The following is a 26639-nucleotide window of genomic DNA, read 5'->3' on the forward strand; positions in this document are numbered from 1 at the left end:
CCCCCTGGGCCGCATGATCACCACCCAGGCGGCGCTGGAGACCAGGATGCTCCTGCGCAACGGTGAGCAACTGTTGCTGACGGTGGTGATCCCGACCCTGCTCCTGCTGCTCTTCAGCTCGGTGGACATCGTCGACACGGGAGCCGGCAAGTCGGTGGACTTCCTGACCCCCGGCATCCTGGCCCTGGCGGTCATGTCTACGGCCTTCACGGGCCAGGCGATCGCCACCGGCTTCGAACGCCGCTACGGAGTCCTCAAGCGCCTGGCCAGCTCCCCCCTCCCCCGCTGGGCGCTGATGACGGCCAAGACGGCGTCGGTCCTGGTGACGGAGATCCTGCAGGTCCTGCTCCTGACGGCGATCGCCTTCGCCCTGGGCTGGTCCCCGCACGGCAACCCGCTCTCCGTCCTCCTGCTCCTGATCCTCGGCACCGCGGCCTTCTCGGGCCTGGGCCTGCTGATGGCAGGCACCCTGAAGGCGGAAGCCACGCTGGCCGCGGCGAACCTGGTCTTCCTCCTCCTCCTGGTCGGCGGCGGAGTGATCGTCCCCTTGTCCAAGTTCCCTCCCGCCGCCCAGGACGTACTCGCCCTCCTCCCGATCTCAGCCCTGTCGGACGGCCTGCGCGACGTACTGCAGCACGGGGCGGGGGTGCCGTGGGGGGATCTGGGGATCCTGGCGGTGTGGGGGGTCGTGGGGCTGGCGCTGGCCGGGAAGTTCTTCCGCTGGGAGTGACTTCCGCAGGGAGTGACGGGACGCGGGAGACCGGAGGCCGCCCGGCTCAGGGCCGAGGCGGACCGGATCCGGCGGTCCCTGTGACCGATGCCTCAGGGGCCACGGACCGGAAACCACGACCCTCGTGAAACCGTGCACAAGCAACGCCCCTACGATGGACGGCGTGCCAAACGTGACCCGCGCCGACGCCGTAGCGGCCGTCCGCAACCCCCTCGCCTTCATCGCCACCCGCTGGACCCCCACCCCCCGGACGGTTCAGCGGGCGGCGCTCGCCGCGCTCGTGATGGCCGTCGTCATCGTGGTCACCGGTGGGGCCGTGCGGCTGACCGGGTCGGGGCTCGGGTGTCCGACCTGGCCCAAGTGCACGGACGACTCGCTGACCGCGACCAGCGCGATGGGGGTGCACGGGGCCATCGAGTTCGGCAACCGGATGCTCACCTACGTGCTGTGCGCGGCCGTCGGCTGGGCCATCATCGCGGCCCGCAGCGAGAAGCCCCGCCGTCGCAGCCTCACCCGGCTGGGCTGGGCGCAGTTCTGGATCGTGATGAGCAACGCGATCCTCGGCGGCATCGTCGTGCTGGTGGGTCTCAACCCGTACACCGTCGCCGCCCACTTCGTCGCGACCACCGCCCTGATCACGGTCGCCACCGTCATGTGGCAGCGCACCCGCGAGGGCGACTCGGCACCCCGCCCGTTGGTCGGCAAGCCCGTGCAGCAGCTGGTCTGGTTCATGGTCGCGGCCGCCGCCCTGCTGATCCTCGTCGGCACCGTGGTGACCGGCGCCGGGCCGCACGCCGGTGACTCCAGCGAGGTCGAGCGGATGCCGCTGGACTGGGAGACGGTGGCCAAGGCGCACGCGGTCCTCGCCTGGATCGTGGTGTCACTGACCTTCGCCCTGTGGTTCATCCTCAAGGCGGTCGACGCCCCCAAGGGCCCCCTGCACCGCACCCGCGACCTCTTCCTGGTCCTCCTCTCCCAGGGCGTCATCGGCTACGTCCAGTACTTCACCGACCTGCCCGAGTTCCTGGTCGGCCTGCACATGCTCGGCTCGGCCCTGGTGTGGATCGCGGTGCTTCGCGTCCTGCTGGCCCTGCGGGAGCGAGCCGAGGGCGAGCTGCCCGAGGTGCCCGCTCAGCCGTACGCCGCCACGAGTTCGTCGATCGCCGGGCCCAGGTAGTTCCGGGTCAGCTCGGCCCGGTTCGCCGGGGCGGGCCCTGGATCGCCGTAGCGGCGGCCACGGATGTCCGCCACCACCTCCACCGGTGCCCCGAGCCCGGGCAGCAGCTCCAGCGCCTCCCGCTTCGAGATCAGCCGGCCCTCGCGCAGGGTCACGCTCGCGCGGGCGAACGTCAGCAGGCCCAGGTCGACCCACACGTCCCGGGTCCACAGCGGGGCGTTGTCGAGGGCCGGGCGCCAGAAGTCCCGCTGGTCGCGGACCACGAAGTCGGCCAGCTCCCGGTCCGTCACCGGGGGCAGCAGGTCCGCCGGCGGCTTCCCGTGCAGGACGCGTCCGAAGTCGTGCAGCTCCCGCCGGGTCACGGGCGTGACCGGCCGCTTGAAGAGTTCCTCGTGCGCCCAGGTGAGGTGGCGTCGGCCCGGGTCGGCCGCGGGGGTCAGATACGTGCAGTGCAGCTGCCCGGCCAGCGGTTCCGCCCGCAGCCGCGCGTGCAGCATGGCCAGCCGCCACACCGTACGCGGCCCCACCGAGTCGAGTACGGCGATCAGGTCCAGGTCGCTGCGGCCCTCCTGGTAGTCGCCGCCGGCCAGCGAGCCGTGCGCCCAGACGGCGACGGGAGAGAGCGGGGCCAGGCCGGCGAGGAAGCGGTCCAGTAACACCTCGGTCTGCATGGACCTCATCCTGGACACGTCACTCCAGTCCGTACACCCTGCGCGCGTTCCCCGCAGCGATCAGCCCCGCCACCCGCTGTGCGTCCGCCAACGACCAGGAGCCCTCCGCGACCCAGCCGCCCAGCACCCGGGCCAGCGCCTCCCGGAACAGCCGGGCGCCCACCACATGCAGTTCGGGCAGGCTGTGGGCCCCGCTGGAGAAGACGATCTTGCCGAAGGGGGCCAGCTCCAGGATCTCCGCGAGGACGGTCGCCGCGCGGGCGCCGGTACGCACCAGGGCGGCGCCGGAGTCGGCGTAGACGTGCGGGAAGACCCCGGCGAGATGGGCGGCGTGCCGGTGGTACGGGTAGCTGTGCAGCAGGACGAGGTCGGTGCCCAGACCCGCGGTGGCCCGGACGAAGTCGGTGAGCAGGACGGGGTCGGTGCGGTCGATGCGCAGGCCCGGTTCGCCGAGCCCGGCGTGCAGCTGGAGGGGCAGTCCGGAGGCGACCGCGATCCACAGCAGGTGTCGTAGCAGCACGGGATCGGACAGTTCGCCGCCCACCCGGCGGCCCGCCAGCCACCGGCCCGCGGCGCCCCGCACCTCGCCGGGGCCCGGCGGCTCGGGGGCGAGCGCGAGACCGTGCCGTACGCCCGCCACCGACGTGAAGGCGACCGCGTTCGCGGCCGCGCCGTGCACGGACTCGGCGAGGTTGGCGAGGAAGGACTCGACGGTGCCGGAGGTGTCGGCGACCTGTTCGGCGAGGAGTTCCAGGCGGACGATCTCGCGGGTCTCGGCGGCGGCGGTGGAGGCCAGTTCGGTGGGCCCGGTGAGGTCGCCGGGCAGTCCGGTGTCGACCAGATAGGTCGTGATGCCGCTGCCCCGCAGCAGCCTGCGGCCCGACTCCAGGACGCCCAGTTCGCGGCGCCGGGCCAGGTAGCGGGCGGGCGGACAGTGCGGTTCCAGGCCCAGTAAGGGCGGGCACCAGCGTCGTACGGCGAAACCCGTCTGGGTGTCGAACAGGGTGGTGCCCGGCGCGGGCGGGCCCTCGGTGCGGGCCAGCTGGGCCTCGAAGGTGCCGAGGCCCAGCTCCGTTCTCAGTACGCCGTGGCAGTACTGGTCCACGAGGGACGGCGTTTCGATCATCCGGGCTCCCCGTCTGGACCGTGTGGGCTACTCACAGGTCCTAACGGGTGAACCGGGTGTCAGGTGTTGGGGACGCACACCCCATGTGAAAGGGGGACGGGTCTCAGCCGTTCGAGGGGCCGCCGACCTGGATGCCCGCCATGCGGCTCCACTCGTACGGCCCCGTCTTCACCTTGGCCGCGAACTCGCCGTCGAAGTTCTCGTGGACGGTGATGCCGGCCTTCTCGACGGCCTTCTCGGCGATCTCGTACGAGGGGGCCACCAGGTCGCCCCAGCCGCCGTCCTCGCCGACGAGGACGATGCGGGTGCCGCGCTCGCCGATGTAGGCCAGCTGGCCCTCGGCGCCGCCGTGCTCCTTGGAGAAGGCGCTGATCTGCTGGGCGAGCCGGGCGACCCTGCGCTCGGCCTTCGCGTCAACCTGCTGCGTGTCTGCCATGACCAGGATGCTACCGATCAGTACATGGGGCAGCGACGTGACCCTCGCCTCAGCGCCCGGGGCCCCTACCGCAGGAAGGGGTCCACCGCCACCGCGAGGAAGAGGATCGAGACATAGGTGATCGACCAGTGGAACAGCCGCATCTCCTTGAGCTTCGCGCCCGTCACCTCGGCCTTGGCCCGGTTCTGGAGGCCGTGCGCCTCCCACAGCCAGAAGCCGCCCGCGAGCAGCGCGACCGCCGTGTAGAACCAGCCGGTGTAGCCGAGCGGGGTCAGCAGCAGCGACACGCCGACCATCACCCAGCTGTAGATGACGATCTGCTTGGCGACGACCTTGTTGGAGGCCACCACCGGCAGCATCGGCACGCCCACGCGCGCGTAGTCCTCACGGACCTTCATGGACAGCGGCCAGTAGTGCGGCGGCGTCCAGAAGAACATCACCAGGAAGAGGACGATCGGCGCCCACGACATGGAGTTGGTGACCGAGGACCAGCCGATCAGGACCGGGAGGCAGCCGGCGATGCCGCCCCACACGATGTTCTGCGAGGTACGCCGCTTGAGGATCATCGTGTAGACGACGACGTAGAAGAGCAGCGCTCCGAGCGACAGCCAGGCGGACAGCCAGTTGACGGTCAGACCGAACAGCAGCGTCGAGACGACCGCCAGCGTGATGCCGAAGGCCAGGCACTCCCGCGGCGACACCATGCCGGTCACCAGGGGGCGCTGCGAGGTGCGGTCCATGAGCGCGTCGATGTCGCGGTCGATGTACATGTTGAGCGCGTTGGCGCCGCCCGCGGAGAGGTATCCGCCGACGCAGGTCAGCAGGACCAGCTTCAGGTCCGGCACGCCCTGCTGCGCCAGGAACATCACCGGAACGGTGGTGATGAGCAGCAGCTCGATGATCCGCGGCTTGGTCAGCGCCACGAACGCCTTGGCCCGGGCCCCGAACGGCCGGTGACTCGAGCTCTTGCTCTCCCCCAGCACACCGGCTGGACGGGATTCGACGGCCGTCACGCACACCCCTACAGAGACATCCCAGCAAGCCTCAGCGGTGTGAAGTCCCGGTAAAGGCTCGCGCGTACCACGCCACTGTAGACGTTGCCCATACCCCGATATTCGCGGGGGTCGGCTCGTGTCCGAGGACGACCCCGGAAGAGCTCGGAGTCACTCGGTTGAGCACTCGTACGAGCGGCTCCGTATTCACTTGCCGAATGCGATACGGCCCAGTCGGGAGGCGGATCCCGGCGGGGCCCGGCAGTCTGGAATGACTCGAAAAAACGCACGTACTTGCGGGGGTAGGCTCGACAACGGCCGGGCGTCCCGTGCACCGGCATTTTCGACATGCGTGACATGTGGAGAGGAGCCCTGACCCAGGGTGAGCACCAAGCCGACCACCACAGACCTCGAGTGGACCGAGTTGGATCAGCGGGCCGTCGACACCGCCCGCGTCCTGGCCGCCGACGCCGTACAGAAGGTCGGCAACGGCCATCCCGGTACGGCGATGAGCCTGGCTCCCGCCGCCTACACCCTCTTCCAGAAGGTGATGCGGCACGACCCCGCCGACCCCGACTGGGTCGGGCGCGACCGCTTCGTGCTGTCCGCCGGCCACTCGTCCCTGACCCTCTACACCCAGCTCTACCTGGCCGGTTTCGGCCTGGAGCTGGACGACCTGAAGGCGTTCCGGACCTGGGGCTCCAAGACCCCGGGCCACCCGGAGTACGGCCACACCAAGGGCGTGGAGACCACCACCGGTCCGCTCGGCCAGGGTGTTGCCAACGCGGTGGGCATGGCGATGGCCGCCCGCTACGAGCGCGGTCTGTTCGACCCGGAGGCCCCGGAGGGCACCTCGCCCTTCGACCACTTCGTCTTCGCCATCGCCGGTGACGGCTGCCTCCAGGAGGGCATCTCCGCCGAGGCGTCCTCGATGGCCGGCCACCAGAAGCTCGGCAACCTGATCCTGCTGTGGGACGACAACCACATCTCGATCGAGGGCGACACCGAGACGGCCGTCTCCGAGGACACCGTCAAGCGCTACGAGGCGTACGGCTGGCACGTGCAGCGGGTCGAGCCGCAGGCCAACGGCGACCTCGACCCGGCCGCGATCTTCGAGGCGATCCAGAAGGCCAAGGCGGTCACCGACAAGCCGTCCTTCATCGCGATGCGCTCGATCATCGCCTGGCCCGCCCCGAACGCCCAGAACACCGAGGCCGCGCACGGCTCGGCGCTCGGCGACGACGAGGTCGCGGCCACCAAGCGGGTGCTGGGCTTCGACCCGGAGCAGAGCTTCGAGGTCGCGGGCGAGGTCATCGAGCACACCCGGCAGGCGCTGGAGCGCGGCCGGCAGGCGAAGGCCGAGTGGGACAAGTCCTTCCAGGAATGGCGCAGCAACAACCCCGAGCGCGCGGCCGAGTTCGACCGCATCGCCGCGGGTGAGCTGCCCAAGGACTGGGAGTCCGCGATCCCGGTGTTCGAGCCCGGCAAGGGCGTGGCCACGCGTGCCGCGTCCGGCAAGGTCCTCCAGGCCCTCGGCGCGGTGGTCCCCGAGCTGTGGGGCGGCTCCGCCGACCTCGCGGGCTCGAACAACACCACGATCGACAAGAACTCCTCGTTCCTCCCGGCGGACAACCCGCTGCCGGAGGCCGACCCGTACGGTCGCACGATCCACTTCGGTATCCGCGAGCACTCCATGGCCGCGGAGATGAACGGCATCGCGCTGCACGGCAACACCCGTATCTACGGCGGTACGTTCCTCGTCTTCTCCGACTACATGCGCAACGCCGTCCGGCTCTCGGCGTTGATGCACCTGCCGGTGACGTACGTGTGGACGCACGACTCGATCGGTCTCGGCGAGGACGGCCCCACCCACCAGCCCGTCGAGCACCTCGCGTCGCTGCGCGCGATCCCGGGCCTGAACGTGGTGCGCCCCGCGGACGCCAACGAGACCGCGATCGCCTGGCGCGAGATCCTGGGGCGGTACACCAAGGAGTTCGGCAAGGGCGCTCCGCACGGCCTCGCGCTGACCCGTCAGGGCGTGCCGACGTACGAGCCCAACGAGGACGCGGCCAAGGGCGGTTACGTCCTGTTCGAGGCCTCCACCGGGACGCCCGAGGTGATCCTGATCGCCACCGGTTCCGAGGTCCACGTCGCCGTCGACGCGCGCGAGCGGCTGGAAGCGGACGGGGTACCGACCCGCGTCGTCTCCATGCCGTGCGTGGAGTGGTTCGAGGAGCAGGACCAGGGGTACCGGGACAGCGTCCTGCCCCCGTCCGTGCGCGCCCGTGTCGCGGTCGAGGCCGGTATCGGTCTCACGTGGCACAAGTACGTCGGAGACGCCGGCCGCATCGTTTCCCTGGAGCACTTCGGTGCTTCCGCGGACGGCAAGCTGCTCTTCCAGGAGTTCGGCTTCACTGGCGAGAACGTGGCCGCCCAGGCGCGGGAATCGATCGCCGCAGCCCAGCGCTGACGCCCATATACGACACGTAGGAGATGTAATTCCATGACAGACGCACTCAAGCGCCTCTCCGAGGAAGGCGTGGCGATCTGGCTGGACGACCTGTCGCGCAAGCGGATCACGTCCGGCAACCTCGCCGAGCTGATCGACCAGCAGCACGTCGTGGGCGTCACCACCAACCCGTCGATCTTCCAGAAGGCGATCTCCGAGGGCGACGGCTACGACCAGCAGCTGTCCGACCTCGCCGCCCGCAAGGTCACGGTCGAAGAGGCCATCCGCATGATCACCACGGCGGACGTCCGCGACGCCGCCGACATCCTGCGCCCGGTCTTCGACGCCACCGGCGGCCAGGACGGCCGCGTGTCGATCGAGGTCGACCCGCGCCTGGCGCACAACGAGAAGGCGACCGTCGCCGAGGCCAAGCAGCTCGCCTGGCTCGTCGACCGTCCCAACACCCTCATCAAGATCCCGGCGACCCGTGCGGGCATCCCGGCGATCACCGACGTCATCGGCCTCGGGATCAGCGTCAACGTCACGCTGATCTTCTCGCTGGAGCGTTACCGCGAGGTCATGGACGCCTACCTGGCCGGTCTGGAGAAGGCCAAGGAGCGGGGCCTGGACCTGTCGAAGATCCACTCCGTGGCGTCCTTCTTCGTGTCCCGCGTGGACACCGAGATCGACAAGCGCATCGACGCACTCGGCACCGACGAGGCCAAGGCCGCCCGCGGCAAGGCCGGCGTCGCCAACGCCCGCCTCGCCTACCAGGCGTACGAGGAGATCTTCTCCGGCGAGCGCTGGTCGAAGCTGGAGAACGCCGGCGCGAACAAGCAGCGTCCGCTGTGGGCCTCGACCGGCGTCAAGGACCCGGCGTACAAGAAGACCATGTACGTCGAGGAACTGGTCGCGCCGAACACGGTGAACACCATGCCGGAGGCGACCCTGTTCGCCACCGAGGAGCAGGGCGAGATCCGCGGCAACGCGGTCGTCGGCACCTACGAGCAGGCCCGTGCCGAGCTCGACGCGGTCGAGAAGCTCGGGATCTCGTACGACGAGGTCGTGCAGCTGCTGGAGGACGAAGGCGTCGAGAAGTTCGAGGCGTCCTGGAACGACCTGCTCAAGTCGACCGAGGCGGAGCTCCAGCGCCTCGCCCCCTCGGAGGGCTGATCTCTTGTCGAGCAGCAACCCGCTGCGTGACCCCGCCGACCGACGGCTCCCGCGTATCGCGGGGCCGTCGGGCCTGGTCATCTTCGGCGTCACGGGCGATTTGTCCCGAAAGAAGCTGATGCCCGCGGTGTACGACCTCGCGAACCGTGGTCTGCTGCCGCCGGGCTTCTCGCTGGTCGGCTTCGCCCGGCGGGACTGGGAGAACGAGGACTTCGCGGAGGTCGTCCACGACGCCGTGAAGGAGCATGCCCGGACGCCGTTCCGCGAGGAGGTCTGGCAGCAGCTCATCCAGGGGATGCGCTTCGTCCAGGGCACCTTCGACGACGACGACTCGTTCGAGCGGCTGCGCGACACCATCGAGGAACTCGACAAGGCACAGGGCACCGGCGGCAACTTCGCCTTCTACCTGTCCGTGCCGCCGTCCGCCTTCCCCGTGGTCATCCAGCAGCTGAAGAAGCACCGGCTGGCGGACCAGTCGAGCGGCTCCTGGCGCCGCGCGGTCATCGAGAAGCCCTTCGGCCACGACCTCAAGTCGGCCGAGGAGCTCAACACGACCGTCGAGGAGGTCTTCGCCCCGGACCAGGTCTTCCGCATCGACCACTACCTGGGCAAGGAGACCGTCCAGAACATCCTGGCGCTGCGCTTCGCCAACACGATGTTCGAGCCGATCTGGAACCGGTCCTTCGTGGACCACGTGCAGATCACCATGGCCGAGGACATCGGCATCGGCGGCCGGGCCGGCTACTACGACGGCATCGGCGCCGCCCGTGACGTCATCCAGAACCACCTGCTCCAGCTGATGGCCCTCACCGCGATGGAGGAGCCCGCCTCCTTCGACGCGGACGCGCTGGCGGCCGAGAAGACCAAGGTGCTCGGCGCGGTGAAGCTGCCGAAGGACCTGGCCCTGGCCACCGTGCGCGGACAGTACGCGGAGGGCTGGCAGGGCGGCGAGAAGGCGGTCGGCTACCTCCAGGAGGAGGGCATCGACCCCCACTCCAAGACCGACACCTACGCGGCCATCAAGGTGGAGATCGACAACCGCCGCTGGGCGGGCGTCCCGTTCTACCTGCGCACCGGCAAGCGGCTCGGCCGCCGGGTCACCGAGATCGCGGTGGTCTTCCAGCGGGCCCCGCACTCCCCCTTCGACACGACGGCCACCGAGGAGCTCGGCTCCAACGCGATCGTCATCCGGGTTCAGCCCGACGAGGGCGTCACCGTCCGCTTCGGCTCCAAGGTGCCGGGCACCTCGATGGAGATCCGGGACGTGTCCATGGACTTCGCCTACGGCGAGTCGTTCACGGAGTCCTCGCCCGAGGCGTACGAGCGCCTGATCCTCGACGTCCTGCTCGGCGACTCGAACCTCTTCCCCCGCACGGAGGAGGTCGAGCTGTCCTGGAAGATCCTCGACCCGATCGAGGAGTACTGGGACACCCACGGCAAGCCCGCCCAGTACCCCTCGGGGACCTGGGGCCCGGTCGAGGCGGACGAGATGCTCGCACGAGAGGGACGGAGCTGGCGCCGGCCATGAAGACAGACCTCACGGACACCACCGCCAGCAAGATCAACAAGGCGCTCGTCAAGGGCCGCCGGGCCATCGGCACACCGGCCGTCGGCATGGTGCTCACGCTCGTCATCGTCACGGACGAGGAGAACGCCTACGACGCCCTGAAGGCCGCCAACGACGCGTCCCGCGAGCACCCCTCGCGCACGCTGGTGGTCATCAAGCGGGTGTCGCGCAGCCCCCGCGACCGCACCCAGTCCCGCCTCGACGCCGAGGTGCGGGTGGGCGCGGACGCGGGCACCGGCGAGACGGTGGTGCTGCGGCTGTACGGCGAGGTCGCGGACCACGCCCAGTCGGTCGTCCTGCCGCTGCTGCTGCCGGACGCGCCGGTCGTCGTGTGGTGGCCGGTGGACGCGCCGATCGACCCGGCCGGGGACCCGCTCGGGGCGCTCGCCCAGCGCCGGGTCACCGACACCTACTCCTCCGAACAGCCGGTGCGCGAGCTGACGGCCCGCGCCCGGACCTACACCCCGGGCGACACCGACCTGTCCTGGACCCGGATCACGCCGTGGCGCTCGATGCTGGCGGCGGCCCTGGACCAGGTCAGCGTCGAGGTCAAGGCGGTCGAGGTGGAGGGCGAGGAGTTCAACCCGAGCTGCGAGCTGCTCGCCATGTGGCTCGCGGACCGTCTCGACGTGCCGGTACGGCGTTCGCTGTCCTCCGGGCCCGGACTGACCGCGGTCCGCATGGAGACCAGCAACGGGCCGATCACCCTGGACCGGGCCGACGGCTCCCTGGCCACGCTGTCCATCGACGGGCAGCCCGACCGTGCGGTGGCGCTCAAGCGCCGGGACACGGCCGAGCTGATCGCGGAGGAACTGCGCAGGCTGGACCCGGACGACACGTACGCCTCCGCGCTGCGGTTCGGGGTGCACCGGCTGAACGTGCCGGACGGACCCGCGGATGGTGCGCAGGAGCAGGTCGCACCCGCTGCCGAGGCTTCGTCGGAGGGACCGTCGGCCAAAGGAGAACCGGCCGACGGCGAGGCTCCCGCGCAAGCTCCCGCACCGGAGGCGGCGGAGCCGCCGGCGCTGAAGCCGGTCCCCTCCGGCCTGGCCGCGAACGGAAAGGCGGCGAAGTGAGCACCCCGCAGCTGGTCGTCCACCACGACAAGGAGCTGATGGCCCAGGCCGCCGCGGCCCGTCTGATCACGAAGATCGTGGACGCGCAGGCCTCCCGGGGCTCGGCGTCGGTGGTCCTCACGGGCGGCCGCAACGGCAACGGCCTGCTCGCCGCCCTCGCCGCGGCCCCCGCCCGGGACGCCGTCGACTGGGGCCGCCTTGACCTGTGGTGGGGCGACGAGCGCTTCCTGCCGGAGGGCGACCCGGAACGCAATGTCACGCAGGCCCGTGAGGCCCTGCTGGACGCCGTACCGCTGGACCCGAAGCGGGTGCACGCCATGCCCGCGTCGGACGGTCCGCACGGCGACGACGTCGAGGCCGCGGCGGCGTCCTACGCCGAGGAGCTGGCCCGTGCGGCCGGTCCCGAGAACCATGGAGCGGTGCCGACCTTCGACGTCCTGATGCTGGGCGTCGGCCCGGACACGCATGTGGCGTCCCTGTTCCCGGAGCTGCCCGCGGTGCGGGAGACCGAGCGCACGGTCGTCGGCGTGCACGGCGCCCCGAAGCCCCCGCCGACCCGGGTCACCCTCACCCTGCCCGCGATCCGCGCGGCCCGTGAGGTCTGGCTGCTCGCGGCCGGCGAGGACAAGGCGCAGGCGGCGGCGATCGCCCTGTCCGGCGCGGGCGAGATCCAGGCCCCGGCGGCCGGCGCCCGCGGCCGGGCCCGCACGCTGTGGCTGCTGGACTCGGCGGCGGCGTCCCAGCTGCCCCGCTCGCTGTATCCGCCGGCTACGCCGTAACACCGTTCCCGCGTACAGCAGTCGACGCCGGGCCCCTCTCACGAGGGGCCCGGCGTCGTCGCTGCGAGGAGCACCTACTGCCGCCCGCGCAGCTCCCGGTACGTCGACACCAGGGCCTTGGTCGACGGGTCCAGGCCGGGCACCTCCGCGCCCTCGGTGAGCGCCGGTTCGACGCACTTGGCGAGGACCTTGCCGAGTTCGACGCCCCACTGGTCGAAGGAGTCGATGTTCCAGATCGCGCCCTGGACGAAGACCTTGTGCTCGTAGAGGGCGATGAGCTGGCCGAGGACCGAGGGGGTCAGTTCGCGGGCCAGGATGGTCGTCGTCGGGTGGTTGCCCCGGAACGTCTTGTGCGGGACCAGTTCCTCGGCGACCCCCTCCGCCCGCACCTCGTCCGGCGTCTTGCCGAAGGCCAGCGCCTGGGTCTGGGCGAAGAAGTTGGCCATCAGCAGGTCGTGCTGGGCCTTGAGCGTCTCGCTGAGCCCGTCGACCGGCTCGGCGAAGCCGATGAAGTCCGCCGGGATCAACTTCGTGCCCTGGTGGATGAGTTGGTAGTAGGCGTGCTGCCCGTTGGTGCCGGGCGTGCCCCACACCACCGGGCCGGTCTGCCACTCCACGGGCTGTCCGTCCCGGCCCACGTACTTGCCGTTGGACTCCATGTCGAGCTGCTGGAGGTAGGCCGTGAACTTGGACAGGTAGTGGCTGTACGGCAGCACCGCGTGCGACTGCGCGTCATGGAAGTTGCCGTACCAGACGCCCAACAGGCCGAGAAGCAAGGGCACGTTGGACTCGGCGGGTGCGGTGCGGAAGTGCTCGTCGACGAGGTGGAACCCGTCGAGCATCTCGCGGAACCGGTCCGGGCCGATGGCGATCATCAGGGAGAGGCCGATCGCCGAGTCGTAGGAGTAGCGGCCGCCGACCCAGTCCCAGAACTCGAACATGTTGGCCGTGTCGATGCCGAAGTCCGACACCTTGCCGGCATTGGTCGACAGTGCCACGAAGTGCCGGGCGACGGCCTCCTGGCCGGCCTTCAGCTCAGCGAGCAGCCAGGCGCGGGCCGAGGTGGCGTTCGTGATCGTCTCGATGGTGGTGAAGGTCTTGGAGGCGATGACGAACAGCGTCTCGGCCGCGTCCAGGTCACGGGTGGCCTCGTGCAGGTCGGCGCCGTCGACGTTCGACACGAAGCGGACGGTGAGGTCGCGGTCGGTGAAGCCGCGCAGCACCTCGTACGCCATCGCGGGACCGAGGTCGGAGCCGCCGATGCCGATGTTGACGACGTTCCTGATCCGCTTGCCGGTGTGGCCGGTCCACTCGCCGGAGCGGACCCGGGTCGCGAAGTCGCTCATCTTGTCGAGCACGGCGTGCACGCCGGGGACGACGTTCTCGCCGTCGACCTCGATCACCGCGTCGCGCGGGGCGCGCAGTGCGGTGTGCAGCACGGCCCGGTCCTCGGTCGTGTTGATCCGCTCGCCGCGGAACATGGCGTCCCGCAGGCCGAACACGTCGGTGGCGGCGGCGAGTTCACGCAGCAGCCGCAGGGTCTCGTCGGTGACCAGGTGCTTGGAGTAGTCGACGTACAGGTCACCGACCCGCAGGGTGTACCCGGTGCCGCGCCCGGGATCGGCGGCGAACAGCTCCCTCAGCCGCACCTCGCCGAGCTCCTCGCGGTGCTCGGTCAGCGCGGTCCACTCGGGCGTCCGGTTGAGCCTGGTACGGCCGTCTGCGTTCATGTCCGACTTCAGCCTTCTTTCGTGCCTGTCCCTGCTGTGCCAACCTAGTTGATCAACGCGGGACGCGAGCCGTGACGGCTGCGGCGCCGACCGCACCCACAGATACGTGCGCAGGGAGCGCGGGTATCAGCGGGACGGCGAAAGCAACGGACAGGCCGAGCCGGGGAACAGCTCAAGCGGTGAAACACCTCCGGCCAGACACCCCTCGGTGTCCGGCCGGCACTCGACTCCTAGATCTCGCCCCGCAGCTTGGCGAGCGCCTCGGCGAGGATCGCCTCGCCGTCCGCGTCGCTGCGCCGCTCCCGTACGTACGCGAGGTGCGTCTTGTACGGCTCGGTGCGCGGCGGGTCCGGCGGGTTGTCCCGGTCCTGTCCGGCGGGGAAGCCGCAGCGGGGGCAGTCCCAGGTTTCGGGGACCTGCGCGTCGCTGGCGAAGCTGGGCTGCGTCTCATGTCCGTTGGAGCACCAGAAGGAGATGCGCAGCCGGGGCGCGGACTCGCCCCGCTCGGCCTCGCCCATCGGCCCCGCCCCGACCCGGCTACCTCGGATCGCGTTGCCACTTGCCACGGTCGTAACTCCCTGCGTGATGGTGCCGCGAAGCGAGTCGGCGTTGTCGCTTCGTTGCGAGCGCCTCAGTCTACGTAAGGCCCAACGCGCGTCCAGTGATTGGAGTTACAGCCCCCACACCTAGACGCAAGCCCCATGATAGGCCGCGCTCAGGTGCGCGTACCGAACATGGGGCCTTACGTGCGGAATGTACGTGCTGTGTGTGGCGTGGCCGCTCAGCTGTTCGTCTTCATGAGCAGACCGAGTACGACAATGCACACGAACCACAGCAGACCGATCACCACGGTGATGCGGTCGAGGTTGCGCTCGGCGACCGAGGAGCCACCGACGGACGACTGCATGCCGCCACCGAACATGTCGGAGAGGCCGCCGCCCTTCCCCTTGTGCATCAGCACCAGCAGCATCAGCAGCCCGCTGAAGACGATCAGGGCGATCGAGAACCCCAAAACCACGGCTGGACCAACTCTCTCGGATTCGGATGAACGACGGGGGCACGGCCTTCAGGGCCATGCCCCCGCAAGGGTACGACGGATCGCCGCTACGGCCTACTCACTGGTCCCGGAAGCGCACGATCTTGACGAACTCATCGGCGTCCAGGGAGGCACCGCCGACCAGGGCACCGTCGATGTCGGCCTGCGCCATGATCTCGGCGACGTTGCCGGCCTTGACGGAGCCGCCGTACTGGATGCGGACCTGGTCGGCCAGCTCCTGCGAGTACAGCTCGGCGATCTTGGCGCGGATCGCGGCGCAGACCTCCTGGGCGTCCTCGGCACCGCAGACCTTGCCGGTGCCGATGGCCCAGACGGGCTCGTAGGCGATGACGACGGACTCGGCCTGCTCGGCCGGGACGTCCTTCAGACCGCCCTCGACCTGGGCGAGGGTGTGGGTGACGTGGTTGCCCGCCTCGCGGACCTCCAGCTCCTCGCCGACGCACAGGATCGGGGTGAGGCCGTGCTTGTAGGCGGCCTTGACCTTGGCGTTGACGATCTCGTCGGTCTCGGCGTGGTACTGGCGGCGCTCGGAGTGGCCGATCGCCACGTACGTGCACTTCAGCTTGGCCAGCATCGAGCCGGAGATCTCGCCGGTGTAGGCACCGGAGTCGTGCGCCGAGAGGTCCTGGGCGCCGTACTTGATCTTGAGCTTGTCGCCGTCGACCAGGGTCTGCACGGAGCGCAGGTCGGTGAAGGGCGGCAGGACGGCGACCTCGACGGCCTCGTAGTCCTTGTCGGCGAGGGCGAAGGCGAGCTTCTGGACGTGTGCGATGGCCTCGAGGTGGTTGAGGTTCATCTTCCAGTTACCCGCCATGATCGGCGTGCGAGTGGTCATGCGGGGTCAGTCCTCCAGTGCGGCGAGGCCGGGGAGCGTCTTGCCCTCGAGGTATTCGAGGGAGGCGCCGCCGCCGGTCGAGATGTGTCCGAACGCGTTCTCGTCGAAGCCCAGGATGCGGACGGCCGCGGCGGAGTCGCCACCGCCGACCACGGTGAAGGCCTGGGAGTCGAGGAGAGCCTGGGCGACCGCCTTGGTGCCCTCGGCGAATTCGGGGTGCTCGAAGACACCCATCGGGCCGTTCCAGAACACGGTGGCGGCGTCGGTGATCTTCGAGGCGTACAGCTTGCCGGACGCGGGGCCGATGTCCAGGCCCATCCGGTCGGCCGGGATGGCGTCGGCGGCGACGGTGGTGGCGTCGGCCGGGGCCTTGGTCTTCAGGTCCGGGAACGCGGGGGCGACCACGGCGTCGACCGGCAGGACCAGCTCGACGCCGGTCTTCTCGGCGCGCTCGATGTACTCCAGGACCGCCGGGATCTGGTCCTCCTGGAGCAGGGAGGCACCGACCTCGTGGCCCTTGGCCTTGAGGAAGGTGAAGGCCATGCCGCCGCCGATGAGGATGCGGTCGGCCTTGCCGAGCAGCTCGTCGATGACGGCGAGCTTGTCGGAGACCTTGGCGCCGCCGAGCACGACCACGTAGGGCCGCTTGACGTCGTCGGTGAGCTTCTTCAGGACGCCGACCTCGGTGGCGATGAGGTAGCCGGCGTAGTGCGGCAGCCGGGCCGGGAGGTCGAAGACCGAGGCGTGCCCCCGGTGCACCGCGCCGAAGCCGTCACCGACGTAGACGTCCGCGAGGGCGGCCAGCTGGTCCGCGAACTCGCCGCGCTCGGTGTCGTCCTTGGAGGTCTCGCCGGGGTTGAAGCGCAGGTTCTCGATGACCGCGACCTGGCCGGGCTGGAGGCCGTTCACCGCGTCGTGGGCGGCGGGGCCGACGGTGTCCTGGGCGAAGGCCACGGGGGCGCCCAGGAGTTCGCCGAGCCGCTCGGCGGCGGGAAGCAGGGAGAAGGCCGGGTCCGGGGCGCCCTTGGGGCGGCCCAGGTGCGAGGCCACGACCACCTTGGCGCCCGCGTCCACGAGGGCCTTGACGGTGGGCAGGACGGCGCGGATGCGGCCGTCGTCGGTGATGCGGCCGTCGGCGAGCGGCACGTTGAGGTCGGCGCGGACGAAGACCCGCTTGCCGTCCACGCCTTCGGCGATGAGTTCGTCGATCGTCTTCATGAGGGAACTCCTGGTGAGGGTGCTCTGATCGTACGAGGGCGGTTCTGCACGTGAGGCAGGGCCCGGGCGACGCGTCCCTGCGCCGTCCGGGCCCTGCTCTCACATCGAAGTGCCTGCTCTGTGGATCAGAGCTGGTTGCCGACGAAGACCGTGAGGTCGACGAGGCGGTTGGAGTAGCCCCACTCGTTGTCGTACCAGCCGAGGATCTTCACGGACTTGCCCTCCTGGACCATGGTCAGGGAGGAGTCGAAGGTGCAGGACGACGGGTCGCTGACGATGTCGGAGGACACGATCGGGTCCTCCGTGTAGGACAGGTAGCCCTGGAGCTCGCCCTCGGACGCCTTCTTGAACGCGGCGTTGACCTCGTCCTTGGTGACCTCGCGCTCCAGCTCCACGACCAGGTCGGTGGCGGAACCGGTGGGGACCGGCACGCGCATCGCGATGCCGTCGAGCTTGCCCTTGAGCTGCGGGAGGACCAGCGCGGTGGCCTTCGCGGCACCCGTGGTGGTCGGGATGATGTTCTCCGCGGCGGCGCGGGCGCGGCGCAGGTCGGAGTGCGGGAAGTCCAGGATGCGCTGGTCGTTGGTGTACGCGTGGACCGTGGTCATCAGGCCCTTGACGATGCCGAAGTTCTCGTCGAGAACCTTGGCCATCGGCGCCACACAGTTGGTGGTGCAGGAGGCGTTCGAGATGACGTGGTGGTTGGCCGCGTCGTACTTGTTCTCGTTGACGCCCATCACGATGGTGATGTCCTCGTCCTTGGCCGGAGCCGAGATGAGGACCTTCTTGGCGCCGCCGGCGATGTGCTTCTCGGCGTCGGCCTTCTTCGTGAAGATGCCGGTGGACTCGACGACGATGTCGACGCCCAGCTCGCCCCACGGGATGTCGGCCGGGTTGCGCTCGGACAGCACCTTGATGGTGTGACCGTCGACGGTGATCGTGTCGGCGGTGTGCGACACCTCGGCCTTGAGGCGGCCCAGGATGGTGTCGTACTTCAGCAGGTGCGCGGTGGTCGCGGTGTCACCCAGGTCGTTGACAGCCACGATCTCGATGTCAGCACCCTGCTCCAGCAGCGCGCGGAAGTAGTTACGACCGATGCGGCCAAAGCCGTTGATGCCTACGCGGATCGTCACGAACCGATCTCCTCGTTGGTACGCCGGTTGTGAGACCGGCGAGCTGTATGGGATGTCCCCGACCACCCCCGACCCTACCTCCCTGAGGCTTTCGGAGTGACATCGAGATGCCGCATACACGGGCAGGCGGTCCGTACCCGCCAGTAGGGGTACGGACCGCCCCGGATCGAAAGCTCCGGTCACCCGGTACGACTACGCCGGGTCACCGTCGGTTCACCCGCCGATGGCCGCGAGTGCCTTGCGGATCAGGGCCGTGCGGTCGGCCGCCGCGGTGACGTGCTCCAGGCCGAAGCCCAGCAGCACGGTGTCGTCCGTGGTGACCGCGCCGTAGGTCCGGAACAGCTCTCCGGTCCTGGCCCAGTCCTTCACGACCGCGGGACTGCCCGCGGGCGGTCCGGGCACGCTCCAGGCGCCGAGCGAGGTCTCGAAGCCCTCGGTCTCGGTGGCCTGGCCGCCGACGACCACGGAGGTGTTGTCGAGCAGCACACCGCGACCGCCGGAGCCGGGGTCGGTGATGTAGCTGAAGGACACCTCGACCTTCTTGCCCGCGTAGGCGGAGAGGTCGAAGGAGACCTCCTGCCAGCCGGCCGAGGCCCCGGTGAGGCTGTTCCACTGGCCGCTGGTGCCGCCGGCCGTGCAGCCCGCGGCGGTCTGGGTCAGGTACCGCTTGAGCGCGGGGTGGGCCGCGATGAAGAACCCGGCCTCGCACTCGGCGGGCACGGCGTTCGTGGTGGCGCCGTTCTTCTCCGGGAGGGTGGTCCAGTCGTCGGCCCCGGCGGTGTGCGCCTCCAGGACGGCGTGGTCGTAGCCCTCCTCGGTGTCCCAGAGCATCCGGGTGCGCAGCGTGGGTGCCTGCGCGGCGGTGACCTGGGTGAGGTCGATGGTGCGGGTGAGGCGGTTCCAGGCGTAGTCGCTGTGCGTGACGGCCGCCATGGAGGCGCCTTCGTACGGCCCGTAGGGGTTGGCGGTGCCGGGGTAGGTGCCCGCTCCCGCGCTCGCGAACTGCGGGAAGGTCGCCACCGGGAGGTTGTCCGAGGTGACGCTGTAGGAGCCGGCCGCGTCCAGCGGGTTGCCGGGGGCGGCGCCGAGGGCTCCGGCGGATCCGGCGAGCTTGCCGGTGCCCTGGAAGGCGGTGGCGTTCGGCAGGGTGGTCCGGGTGTAGGCGCCCAGGTAGTACTGGCTGAAGTCGTTGGACAGCGTGCCGCCGCCCAGGTCGACGCTGCCGCCGGCCCGCTCGCCCGCCTCGATCAGCTTGCCGCCCTCGTTGAGGAAGGCGCGCAGCTGGAGCTGGGTGGCGTTGCCCGGGACGGTGGCGCCCGTGTAGTGCACGACCGACTTGAAGTGGTCGAGCACGCCGAGCGCGTCGGGCGCGCCCTGGGTGGCGACGTTCCAGACGATCGCCGTGCGGCCGGCCGCCTTCAGCGCGTCGACGTACGTCTGCGCCTGTGCGGCGGTCGCGCCCTCCTCGGCGACCACGAGCACGTCCGCGCGCGGCCGTTGGGCGACCGTGTACGTGAAGTGGGCGCTGGAGGTGGGCTTCCCGCTCTTCGCCCGGCCGGTGAACCAGACCTCGACCGTGTCGCCCGGGTCGGCGTCCTCGACCTTGGCCCGGTACTCGTCGAAGTAGAGGTTGTCCTCACCGCCGTAGGTCTCGCCGCCCTTCCAGGCCCTGAGGTCCCGGTCGTGCGTACGGCCGCCGTTGACGCGGTACTTGAGCTCCTTGTCGCGCACCGACCTGCGGGCGACGACGGAGACCTCCTGGTCGGCGCCGCGCGCGTAGGACGTGGTGAACGGCTTGGGGGTGAAGTCGGCGGCCGTCAGGCCGAGCGAGGACTTCGGCTGGTCGGGCCGGGCCGCGGACTCGGCGACGGACAGCGCGAACGGGATGTTCTTCTCGAACTCCTGCTGGATCAGCTTCTCGTCGTCCGGGAAGTTGAAGACCGACTGGCAGTCGGCCGCGTTCCACTGGTCGTTGGGGTCGATGCCCGAGGCGGTCTGGCAGGTCGACATCTCGGGGGTGAACATCGCCAGGCCGTTGACGTTCGACGCGTGGCCGTCCGCCTCGCCGTTGGTGGTGTACAGCTCCGAGGAGACCTGCGGACGGTAGCCGGGGATCGCCGAGTTCTCCGGGGTGCCGGCGAGCGCCTTGTAGAGGACGTCGTCCGGGGTGTCGGTGGCCACCTGCCAGCCGACCCCGTACAGGAGCAGCTCGGCGGCGGAGTGGTAGTTGATGCCGTACGTGAAGCCGATCCGCTTCTCGAAGGCGTCCAGGGCCTTGGTCTCGGGCTCGGAGCCCGGAGCCGTACCGCGATAGGTCTCGCTGGTGGGGTTGGGGGACGAACCCTCGTTGTCGTAGCCCCACTTGTAGGAGAAGTTGCGGTTGAGGTCGACACCGTCGCCCACGGCGATCGTGCCGTCGCCGTTGTTGTCGTGGAGGTTCTTGCGCCACAGGCGGTTGTCGGCGCTCTGGAAGGTGTAGTCGTAGCCGTCGGGGTTGGCCGACAGGACGAACCACAGCTCGGTGGTGTCGACGATCTGCTTGATGCGCTTGTCGGACTTGTAGTTGTCGACGTAGTGGTGGAGCAGCCGCCTGGTCATCTCCGGCGTGATCCACTCGCGCGCGTGCTGGTTGGACATGTAGAGGACGGAGGGTTTGGCGCCGTCCTTGGACTTCTTCGCGTTCTTGGTCAGCTTGAGCGCGAGGATGTCCTTGCCGTTCACGGTCTTGCCGATGGAGACGACCTTGGTGAGGCCGGGGTTGGCCCTGGCGGTGGCGAGGAGCTCCTCCTGGAGCCCGCCGCTTCCGCTGTACGGCCGGAACACGCCCTCGGCGGCCTTCTCGACCCGTGCTTCCGCCTTGGCGGTCAGGGTGTGCTCGGTGAGCTGGACACCCTTCTTCTCGAGTTTCTGAGCCTCCTGGTCGGTCAGGTAGACCTCGACCGTCGCGGTGCCCTTCGCGGGTACCTGCTCGCTCAGTTCGTGGCCGTCCTGACCGGCCGCCAGCAGCAGGGGTACCTGCGCGCTGGTCACCTCGGCACGGAAGACCTTGACTTCGTTCGGATCAGGAGAACTTGCGCCCTGCGCGGCCTGGGCGACGGGTGCGATGCCCGCGCCGCCGAGCAGAAGTGCGCCAACAGCGAGGATCGGTCTCGCTCTTCGTCTCATGAGCCCCCCTTGCGGTGGTCCGCCACAGCAGCGAACAGATGCCAGGCTCATGACACTCCATGATCCAGTCAAGAGCGCCTCACGGATACGTAAACGCCGGTGCCCACCACCCGAATGGGCGTGGGCACCGGCGTGGTGAGGGTCAGTCAGGTCGAGTGGGCTCAGCCGACCAGGTTGTCGGCCATCTCCTCGGTGATGCTGGACTCCGTGCCCGGGATACCGAGGTCGGAGGCGCGCTTGTCGGCCATCGCGAGGAGCCTGCGGATACGGCCGGCGACCGCGTCCTTGGTCAGCGGCGGGTCGGCGAGCGCCCCCAGCTCCTCCAGGGAGGCCTGCTTGTGCTCCATGCGCAGCCGGCCGGCCGCGGCGAGGTGCTCGGGCACGTCGTCGGCGAGGATCTCCAGGGCCCGCTGGACCCGGGCTCCGGCGGCGACGGCCGCGCGCGCGGAGCGGCGGAGGTTGGCGTCGTCGAAGTTGGCGAGACGGTTCGCCGTGGCCCGCACCTCGCGGCGCATCCGGCGCTCCTCCCAGGCGAGCACCGACTCGTGGGCGCCGAGGCGGGTGAGCAGCGCGCCGATCGCGTCGCCGTCGCGGACGACCACGCGGTCGACCCCGCGGACCTCACGGGCCTTGGCGGCGATCGACAGCCGGCGGGCGGCGCCGACCAGCGCGAGCGCGGCCTCCGGGCCCGGGCAGGTCACCTCCAGGGAGGAGGAGCGGCCGGGCTCGGTCAGCGAGCCGTGCGCCAGGAAGGCGCCACGCCAGGCGGCCTCGGCGTCACAGGTGGCACCGGAGACGACCTGCGGGGGCAGCCCCCGGATCGGCCGGCCGCGGCCGTCGACCAGGCCGGTCTGCCGGGCCAGCTGGTCACCGCCGGCGACGACCCGCACGACGTACCGCGAGCCGCGGCGCAGCCCTCCGGGTGCCATCACGATCAGCTCGGAGGAGTGGCCGAAGATCTCCAGGATGTCCCGCTTGAGCCGGCGGGCCGCCATCGCGGTGTCCAGCTCGGCCTCGATCACAATGCGCCCGCTCACCAGGTGGAGGCCGCCGGCGAACCGCAGGATGGCGGAGACCTCCGCCTTTCTGCAGCAGGTCCGGGTGACGGGGAGCCGGGAGATCTCGTCCTTCACCGCTGCCGTCATCGCCATGGGCCGATCCTTCCATGCATCCGAAAAATACGGTCGTACGCGGCGGCCAACAGCTCCGGGTCGTGCCTCGGGGTTCCGTCGGGCCGGGCCACCGGAGCCAGCTCGACCGCGGCGCCGAACCGCTTGGCGGCATCGGTCAGGGAGTCGCGGTCGGGCACGGCGGCCTGGTCGGCCAGCACCACGTCCAGGGCGAGTTTAGGGGCGTGTCGTCCCAAAACCTCCAAATGACGCTGCGGGGAGAAGCCATCGGTTTCTCCCGGCTGCGGGGCGAGGTTCAGGGAGAGTACCCGGCGCGCCTTCGTCTGGGTGAGCGCGTCCAGGAGTTCGGGCACGAGCAGGTGCGGGATGACCGAGGAGAACCACGAGCCGGGGCCGAGGACCACCCAGTCCGCGTCCCGGACCGCCTCCACCGCCTCGGGCACCGCCGGCGGGTCGTGCGGCACCACGTGCACCGACTGCACCTCGCCGGGGGTCAGGGCCACGGTCGCCTGTCCCCGTACGGTGTCCACGTCCTCGGGCCGCTCCGGGTCGTGCCCCTTGACCAGCGCCTGGAGCTCCAGGGGTACGGCGGACATGGGCAGCACCCGGCCGTGGGCGCCCAGGAGCCTGCCGACCAGGTCGAGGGCTTGCACGTGGTCGCCGAGCTGCTCCCACAGGGCGACGATCAGCAGGTTGCCGACCGCGTGTTCGTGCAGGTCGCCCTTGGACTGGAAGCGGTGCTGGATGACCCGGGCCCAGGTCTGGCCCCAGTCGTCGTCGCCGCACAGCGCGGCCAGCGCCTTGCGCAGGTCACCGGGCGGCAGGACGCCCAGCTCGTCGCGCAGGCGCCCGCTGGAGCCGCCGTCGTCGGCCACGGTGACGACGGCGGTGAGGTCGCCGGTGATCCGGCGCAGGGCGGCGAGCGAGGCGGACAGGCCCATGCCGCCGCCGAGCGCCACCACCTTGGGCTGGGCACCGCGCCGCCGGGGCCGCGCGCCGCGGGCCTCGACGGGCCGGGTCGCACGCCCTTCGGGCACGACCCGGCGCAGCATGCTCAGCCGCGGAGTACGTGCGGTCATTCCCGTCCCATGTCCCGGTGTACGACCACCGTCTCCACACCCTCGGCCGCGAGGCGCGCGGCGAGCTTCTCCGAGGTGGCGACCGAGCGGTGCTTGCCGCCGGTGCAGCCGATGGCGATCGTCACGTACCGCTTGCCCTCACGGCGGTAGCCGGCCGCGATCAGGCGCAGCAGCTCGGCGTAGCGGTCGAGGAACTCCTTGGCGCCGGGCTGGTTGAAGACGTACGCCGACACCTCCTCGTTGAGTCCGGTGTAGGGGCGCAGCTCCGGGACCCAGTGCGGGTTGGGCAGGAAGCGCATGTCCGCGACCAGGTCGGCGTCGACCGGGAGGCCGTACTTGAAGCCGAACGACATGACGGTGGCGCGGAGTTCGGGCTCCTCCTCGCCGGCGAACTGGGCGTCCATCTTGGCGCGCAGTTCGTGGACGTTGAGGCTGGAGGTGTCGATGACCAGGTCGGCGTCGCCGCGCAGCTCGCGCAGGAGCTCGCGCTCGGCGTCGATGCCGTCGACGATGCGGCCGTCGCCCTGGAGGGGGTGCGGGCGGCGCACGGACTCGAAGCGGCGCACCAGGGCCTCGTCGGAGGACTCCAGGAAGACGATCCGCCGGGTGACGTGCTTGGCCTCCAGGTCGGCGAGGGACTCGCGGAGGTTGTCGAAGAAGCGCCGGCCGCGGACATCGACGACCACGGCGATCCGGGCGACATTGCCCTGGGACCGGGCGCCGAGCTCCACCATGGTGGGGATCAGCGCGGGCGGGAGGTTGTCGACGACGAACCAGCCGAGGTCCTCCAGACACTTGGCGGCGGTCGAGCGGCCGGCTCCGGACATGCCGGAGATGATCACCAGCTCCGGGATGGCCGCCTCCGGGACTCCGGAGGTGTCGTGGGGTGCGCCCGTGCTCACCTGGGTGTCGTCTCCGCTCTGGTGCTGTGGTTCTTCGTGCTCGTTCACATTCATGTCTCCTGCCCCCGTCGTTCGTCCGGGGCACCCGCCGTCACGGGGTCCCCACCGGAACCCGTGGTGCCGGGTTCCTCCTCATCCATGATCTCTCCAGTCGCCGTGTTGACGGCGGGCGCGGCCGGGGCCGCCTGGGCGAGGGCCACGGCGATCGTCTCGGCCGTCTTGCGGCCTATGCCGGGGACCTCGCAGATCTGGTCGATGGTGGCGGATCGTAGTTTCTTCAAGGACCCGAAATGTTTCAGCAGGGCCTGCTTGCGCGTGTCCCCGAGGCCGGGGACGTCGTCGAGCGGGCTCGACCGGAAACGCTGGGCCCGCTTGGTGCGCTGGTAGGTGATGGCGAAGCGGTGGGCCTCGTCACGGACCCGCTGGAGAAGGTACAGGCCTTCGCTGGTGCGGGGCAGCACGACCGGGTCCTCGTCGTCGGGCAGCCACACCTCCTCCAGGCGCTTGGCGAGACCGCAGACGGCGATGTCGTCGATGCCGAGCTCGTCCAGTGCCTTCTTCGCCGCGGCGACCTGGGGCCGGCCGCCGTCGACGACGACGAGCTGGGGCGGGTAGGCGAACTTCTTGGGGCGGCCGTCCTCGTCCTTGAGGTCGGCCACTCCGTTCGCGCCGTCCTCCGAGGTGTCGTCCACCCACTCGCCGGTCTTCTCCTTCTCGGCGAGATAGCGGCGGAACCGGCGGGAGATCACCTCGTGCATCGAGCGGACATCGTCCTGACCTGCGAATCCCTTGATCTGGAAGCGCCGGTACTCGCTCTTGCGCTGGAGTCCGTCCTCGAAGACGACCATGGACGCGACCACGTCGTCGCCCTGGAGGTGGGAGATGTCGTAGCACTCGATCCTGAGCGGGGCGCTGTCCAGGTCGAGGGCCTCGGCGATCTCCTCCAGGGCACGCGAGCGCGTGGTGAGGTCGGAGGCGCGCTTGGTCTTGTGGAGGACGAGCGCCTGCTGGGCGTTGCGCTGCACGGTCTCCATCAGGGCCTTCTTGTCGCCACGCTGCGGGATGCGCAGCGAGACGCCGGAGCCGCGGCGCTCGGCGAGCCACTCCTGGACCGGCTCCACCGGCTCGGGCAGAGCGGGGACCAGCACCTCCTTGGGGACCGAGTCGCCCTTCTCCTCGCCGTAGAGCTGCTGGAGGGCGTGCTCGACGAGGGCGCCGGTGGTGATCTCCTCGACCTTGTCGGTGACCCAGCCGCGCTGTCCGCGCACGCGTCCGCCGCGGACGTGGAAGATCTGGACGGCGGCCTCCAGCTCGTCCTCGGCGACCGCGATCAGGTCGGCGTCGGTCGCGTCGGCGAGCACGACCGCGCTCTTCTCCATGGCCTTGCGCAGGGCCCCGATGTCGTCGCGCAGCCGGGCCGCGCGCTCGTACTCCATCTCCTCGGCCGCGTCCGCCATCTGCTGCTCCAGGCGGCGGATGTAGGTGCCGGTGCGGCCGGCCATGAAGTCGCAGAACTCCTCGGCGAGATCGCGGTGTTCGTCGGCGGAGACGCGGTCGACGCAGGGTGCCGAGCACTTGCCGATGTAGCCGAGGAGGCAGGGGCGGCCGGTGCGGGCGGCGTTCTTGAAGACGCCGGCGGAGCAGGTGCGGACCGGGAAGACGCGCAGCAGGAGGTCGACGGTGTCGCGGATCGCCCACGCGTGTCCGTACGGCCCGAAGTAGCGCACGCCCTTGCGTTTCTGGCCGCGCATCACCTGGACGCGGGGGAACTCCTCGTTCATCGTCACGGCGAGGTACGGGTAGCTCTTGTCGTCGCGGTACTTGACGTTGAACCGGGGGTCGAACTCCTTGATCCAGGAGTACTCCAGCTGAAGCGCCTCGACCTCCGTGGACACCACCGTCCACTCCACGGACGCGGCCGTGGTCACCATGGTGCGGGTGCGGGGGTGCAGGCTCGCCAGGTCCTGGAAGTAGTTCGCCAGGCGCTGACGGAGGCTTTTCGCCTTTCCGACGTAGATCACCCGGCGGTGCTCGTCGCGGAACCTGTACACCCCGGGAGTGTCCGGGATCTCCCCTGGTTTGGGGCGGTAGCTGGAGGGGTCGGCCATGTCTCACACCCTACTGGCGAGCGCTGACACTCCGGCCGGCCTGTGGACTCGTCGTCGGGCAGGGAGACCATCGCGTGCTCGGCGTTGCTCACGAGCGCGAGCGCAC

Annotated in this window: 22 protein-coding genes; 7 read left to right on the forward strand and 15 right to left on the reverse strand. The window is 70.2% G+C overall.

Annotation, left to right across the window (positions count from 1 at the left end; translation table 11 throughout):
- Positions 1 to 13: 13 nt before the first annotated feature.
- The gene (locus AC2XR2_RS10405; protein WP_491518429.1) at positions 14 to 730 is read left to right on the forward strand and encodes an ABC transporter permease; all 717 of its coding nucleotides are present in this window, start codon (positions 14 to 16) and stop codon (positions 728 to 730) included.
- Between the two features lie 154 nt (positions 731 to 884).
- Entirely contained in the window at positions 885 to 1907 is a 1023-nt protein-coding gene (locus AC2XR2_RS10410; protein ID WP_491514871.1) for a COX15/CtaA family protein, read from the forward strand.
- Here AC2XR2_RS10410 and AC2XR2_RS10415 read toward each other — a convergent pair.
- From AC2XR2_RS10415 to AC2XR2_RS10430, 4 genes are all read right to left on the reverse strand, one after another.
- Positions 1862 to 2578, reverse strand: coding sequence for a DUF4111 domain-containing protein (locus AC2XR2_RS10415; protein ID WP_491514872.1), 717 nt, complete (start codon positions 2576 to 2578; stop codon positions 1862 to 1864). The genes AC2XR2_RS10410 and AC2XR2_RS10415 overlap by 46 nt on opposite strands.
- A gap of 19 nt (positions 2579 to 2597) precedes the next feature.
- Positions 2598 to 3704: an amidohydrolase family protein gene (locus tag AC2XR2_RS10420; RefSeq protein WP_330267704.1), complete on the reverse strand. Its 1107-nt coding sequence runs from the start codon at positions 3702 to 3704 to the stop codon at positions 2598 to 2600.
- Between the two features lie 103 nt (positions 3705 to 3807).
- The gene (locus AC2XR2_RS10425) at positions 3808 to 4140 is read right to left on the reverse strand and encodes a hypothetical protein (protein ID WP_449348957.1); all 333 of its coding nucleotides are present in this window, start codon (positions 4138 to 4140) and stop codon (positions 3808 to 3810) included.
- Positions 4141 to 4205: 65 nt separating this feature from the next.
- On the reverse strand, positions 4206 to 5159 hold the full coding sequence (locus tag AC2XR2_RS10430) for a heme o synthase (protein ID WP_330267702.1): 954 nt from the start codon (positions 5157 to 5159) through the stop codon (positions 4206 to 4208).
- Between the two features lie 355 nt (positions 5160 to 5514).
- On the opposite strand from AC2XR2_RS10430, the gene tkt reads away from it, so the two are divergent.
- Genes tkt through pgl form a run of 5 tightly spaced genes read left to right on the forward strand, consistent with a single transcriptional unit; the run spans position 5515 to position 12176 of the window.
- Positions 5515 to 7602, forward strand: coding sequence for a transketolase (gene tkt, locus AC2XR2_RS10435; RefSeq protein WP_491514873.1), 2088 nt, complete (start codon positions 5515 to 5517; stop codon positions 7600 to 7602).
- 33 nt (positions 7603 to 7635) lie between these two features.
- Positions 7636 to 8754, forward strand: coding sequence for a transaldolase (tal, locus tag AC2XR2_RS10440; protein ID WP_491514874.1), 1119 nt, complete (start codon positions 7636 to 7638; stop codon positions 8752 to 8754).
- 4 nt (positions 8755 to 8758) lie between these two features.
- Entirely contained in the window at positions 8759 to 10282 is a 1524-nt protein-coding gene (zwf, locus tag AC2XR2_RS10445; protein WP_381298734.1) for a glucose-6-phosphate dehydrogenase, read from the forward strand.
- On the forward strand, positions 10279 to 11397 hold the full coding sequence (gene opcA, locus AC2XR2_RS10450; protein ID WP_381298733.1) for a glucose-6-phosphate dehydrogenase assembly protein OpcA: 1119 nt from the start codon (positions 10279 to 10281) through the stop codon (positions 11395 to 11397). The genes zwf and opcA overlap by 4 nt, the downstream gene beginning before the upstream one ends.
- Complete coding sequence (pgl, locus tag AC2XR2_RS10455; protein ID WP_381298732.1) at positions 11394 to 12176, forward strand: 6-phosphogluconolactonase; 783 nt, start codon at positions 11394 to 11396, stop codon at positions 12174 to 12176. The genes opcA and pgl overlap by 4 nt, the downstream gene beginning before the upstream one ends.
- Before the next feature lie 74 nt (positions 12177 to 12250).
- On the opposite strand, the gene pgi is transcribed toward pgl, so the two are convergent.
- From pgi to uvrC, 11 genes are all read right to left on the reverse strand, one after another.
- Positions 12251 to 13906 (reverse strand): glucose-6-phosphate isomerase, encoded by a 1656-nt coding sequence (gene pgi, locus AC2XR2_RS10460; RefSeq protein WP_491514875.1) that lies wholly within the window; start codon positions 13904 to 13906, stop codon positions 12251 to 12253.
- Positions 13907 to 14136: 230 nt separating this feature from the next.
- Positions 14137 to 14472 (reverse strand): RNA polymerase-binding protein RbpA, encoded by a 336-nt coding sequence (locus tag AC2XR2_RS10465; RefSeq protein ID WP_003976875.1) that lies wholly within the window; start codon positions 14470 to 14472, stop codon positions 14137 to 14139.
- Positions 14473 to 14687: 215 nt separating this feature from the next.
- Entirely contained in the window at positions 14688 to 14918 is a 231-nt protein-coding gene (secG, locus tag AC2XR2_RS10470) for a preprotein translocase subunit SecG (protein ID WP_123759995.1), read from the reverse strand.
- Between the two features lie 103 nt (positions 14919 to 15021).
- On the reverse strand, positions 15022 to 15798 hold the full coding sequence (gene tpiA, locus AC2XR2_RS10475; RefSeq protein ID WP_381298730.1) for a triose-phosphate isomerase: 777 nt from the start codon (positions 15796 to 15798) through the stop codon (positions 15022 to 15024).
- Positions 15799 to 15804: 6 nt separating this feature from the next.
- Positions 15805 to 17016, reverse strand: a complete 1212-nt coding sequence (locus AC2XR2_RS10480; RefSeq protein ID WP_491514876.1) for a phosphoglycerate kinase — start codon at positions 17014 to 17016, stop codon at positions 15805 to 15807.
- A gap of 125 nt (positions 17017 to 17141) precedes the next feature.
- Positions 17142 to 18149: a type I glyceraldehyde-3-phosphate dehydrogenase gene (gap, locus tag AC2XR2_RS10485; protein WP_030318674.1), complete on the reverse strand. Its 1008-nt coding sequence runs from the start codon at positions 18147 to 18149 to the stop codon at positions 17142 to 17144.
- 213 nt (positions 18150 to 18362) lie between these two features.
- Positions 18363 to 21314: a M14 family metallopeptidase gene (locus tag AC2XR2_RS10490; RefSeq protein ID WP_381298728.1), complete on the reverse strand. Its 2952-nt coding sequence runs from the start codon at positions 21312 to 21314 to the stop codon at positions 18363 to 18365.
- Positions 21315 to 21475: 161 nt separating this feature from the next.
- On the reverse strand, positions 21476 to 22465 hold the full coding sequence (whiA, locus tag AC2XR2_RS10495; RefSeq protein WP_031057649.1) for a DNA-binding protein WhiA: 990 nt from the start codon (positions 22463 to 22465) through the stop codon (positions 21476 to 21478).
- Positions 22456 to 23523 carry a gluconeogenesis factor YvcK family protein gene (locus tag AC2XR2_RS10500; RefSeq protein WP_123759999.1) on the reverse strand — a complete coding sequence of 356 codons (1068 nt, stop codon included), beginning with the start codon at positions 23521 to 23523 and terminating at the stop codon, positions 22456 to 22458. Before AC2XR2_RS10500 ends, whiA begins: the two co-directional genes overlap by 10 nt.
- A complete protein-coding gene (rapZ, locus tag AC2XR2_RS10505) occupies positions 23520 to 24479 on the reverse strand; it encodes an RNase adapter RapZ (protein WP_381298727.1) in 960 nt (319 codons plus the stop codon). The genes AC2XR2_RS10500 and rapZ overlap by 4 nt, the downstream gene beginning before the upstream one ends.
- On the reverse strand, positions 24476 to 26533 hold the full coding sequence (uvrC, locus tag AC2XR2_RS10510) for an excinuclease ABC subunit UvrC (protein WP_381298726.1): 2058 nt from the start codon (positions 26531 to 26533) through the stop codon (positions 24476 to 24478). Before uvrC ends, rapZ begins: the two co-directional genes overlap by 4 nt.
- Positions 26534 to 26639 lie beyond the last annotated feature (106 nt).

This window comes from Streptomyces sp. LS-MS-L19 (assembly GCF_058382285.1).

What these genes read in the sequence shown, in the direction of transcription:
- AC2XR2_RS10480 (WP_491514876.1), bottom strand. Translation starts at nt 17,016, where the DNA reads ATGAAGACGATCGACGAACTCATCGCCGAAGGCGTGGACGGCAAGCGG.
- pgi (WP_491514875.1), bottom strand. Translation starts at nt 13,906, where the DNA reads ATGAACGCAGACGGCCGTACCAGGCTCAACCGGACGCCCGAGTGGACC.
- uvrC (WP_381298726.1), bottom strand. Translation starts at nt 26,533, where the DNA reads ATGGCCGACCCCTCCAGCTACCGCCCCAAACCAGGGGAGATCCCGGAC.
- AC2XR2_RS10500 (WP_123759999.1), bottom strand. Translation starts at nt 23,523, where the DNA reads ATGACCGCACGTACTCCGCGGCTGAGCATGCTGCGCCGGGTCGTGCCC.
- opcA (WP_381298733.1), top strand. Translation starts at nt 10,279, where the DNA reads ATGAAGACAGACCTCACGGACACCACCGCCAGCAAGATCAACAAGGCG.
- AC2XR2_RS10410 (WP_491514871.1), top strand. Translation starts at nt 885, where the DNA reads ATGGACGGCGTGCCAAACGTGACCCGCGCCGACGCCGTAGCGGCCGTC.
- AC2XR2_RS10405 (WP_491518429.1), top strand. Translation starts at nt 14, where the DNA reads ATGATCACCACCCAGGCGGCGCTGGAGACCAGGATGCTCCTGCGCAAC.
- whiA (WP_031057649.1), bottom strand. Translation starts at nt 22,465, where the DNA reads ATGGCGATGACGGCAGCGGTGAAGGACGAGATCTCCCGGCTCCCCGTC.
- AC2XR2_RS10420 (WP_330267704.1), bottom strand. Translation starts at nt 3,704, where the DNA reads ATGATCGAAACGCCGTCCCTCGTGGACCAGTACTGCCACGGCGTACTG.
- AC2XR2_RS10490 (WP_381298728.1), bottom strand. Translation starts at nt 21,314, where the DNA reads ATGAGACGAAGAGCGAGACCGATCCTCGCTGTTGGCGCACTTCTGCTC.
- tal (WP_491514874.1), top strand. Translation starts at nt 7,636, where the DNA reads ATGACAGACGCACTCAAGCGCCTCTCCGAGGAAGGCGTGGCGATCTGG.
- tpiA (WP_381298730.1), bottom strand. Translation starts at nt 15,798, where the DNA reads ATGACCACTCGCACGCCGATCATGGCGGGTAACTGGAAGATGAACCTC.
- rapZ (WP_381298727.1), bottom strand. Translation starts at nt 24,479, where the DNA reads ATGAATGTGAACGAGCACGAAGAACCACAGCACCAGAGCGGAGACGAC.
- AC2XR2_RS10415 (WP_491514872.1), bottom strand. Translation starts at nt 2,578, where the DNA reads ATGCAGACCGAGGTGTTACTGGACCGCTTCCTCGCCGGCCTGGCCCCG.
- AC2XR2_RS10425 (WP_449348957.1), bottom strand. Translation starts at nt 4,140, where the DNA reads ATGGCAGACACGCAGCAGGTTGACGCGAAGGCCGAGCGCAGGGTCGCC.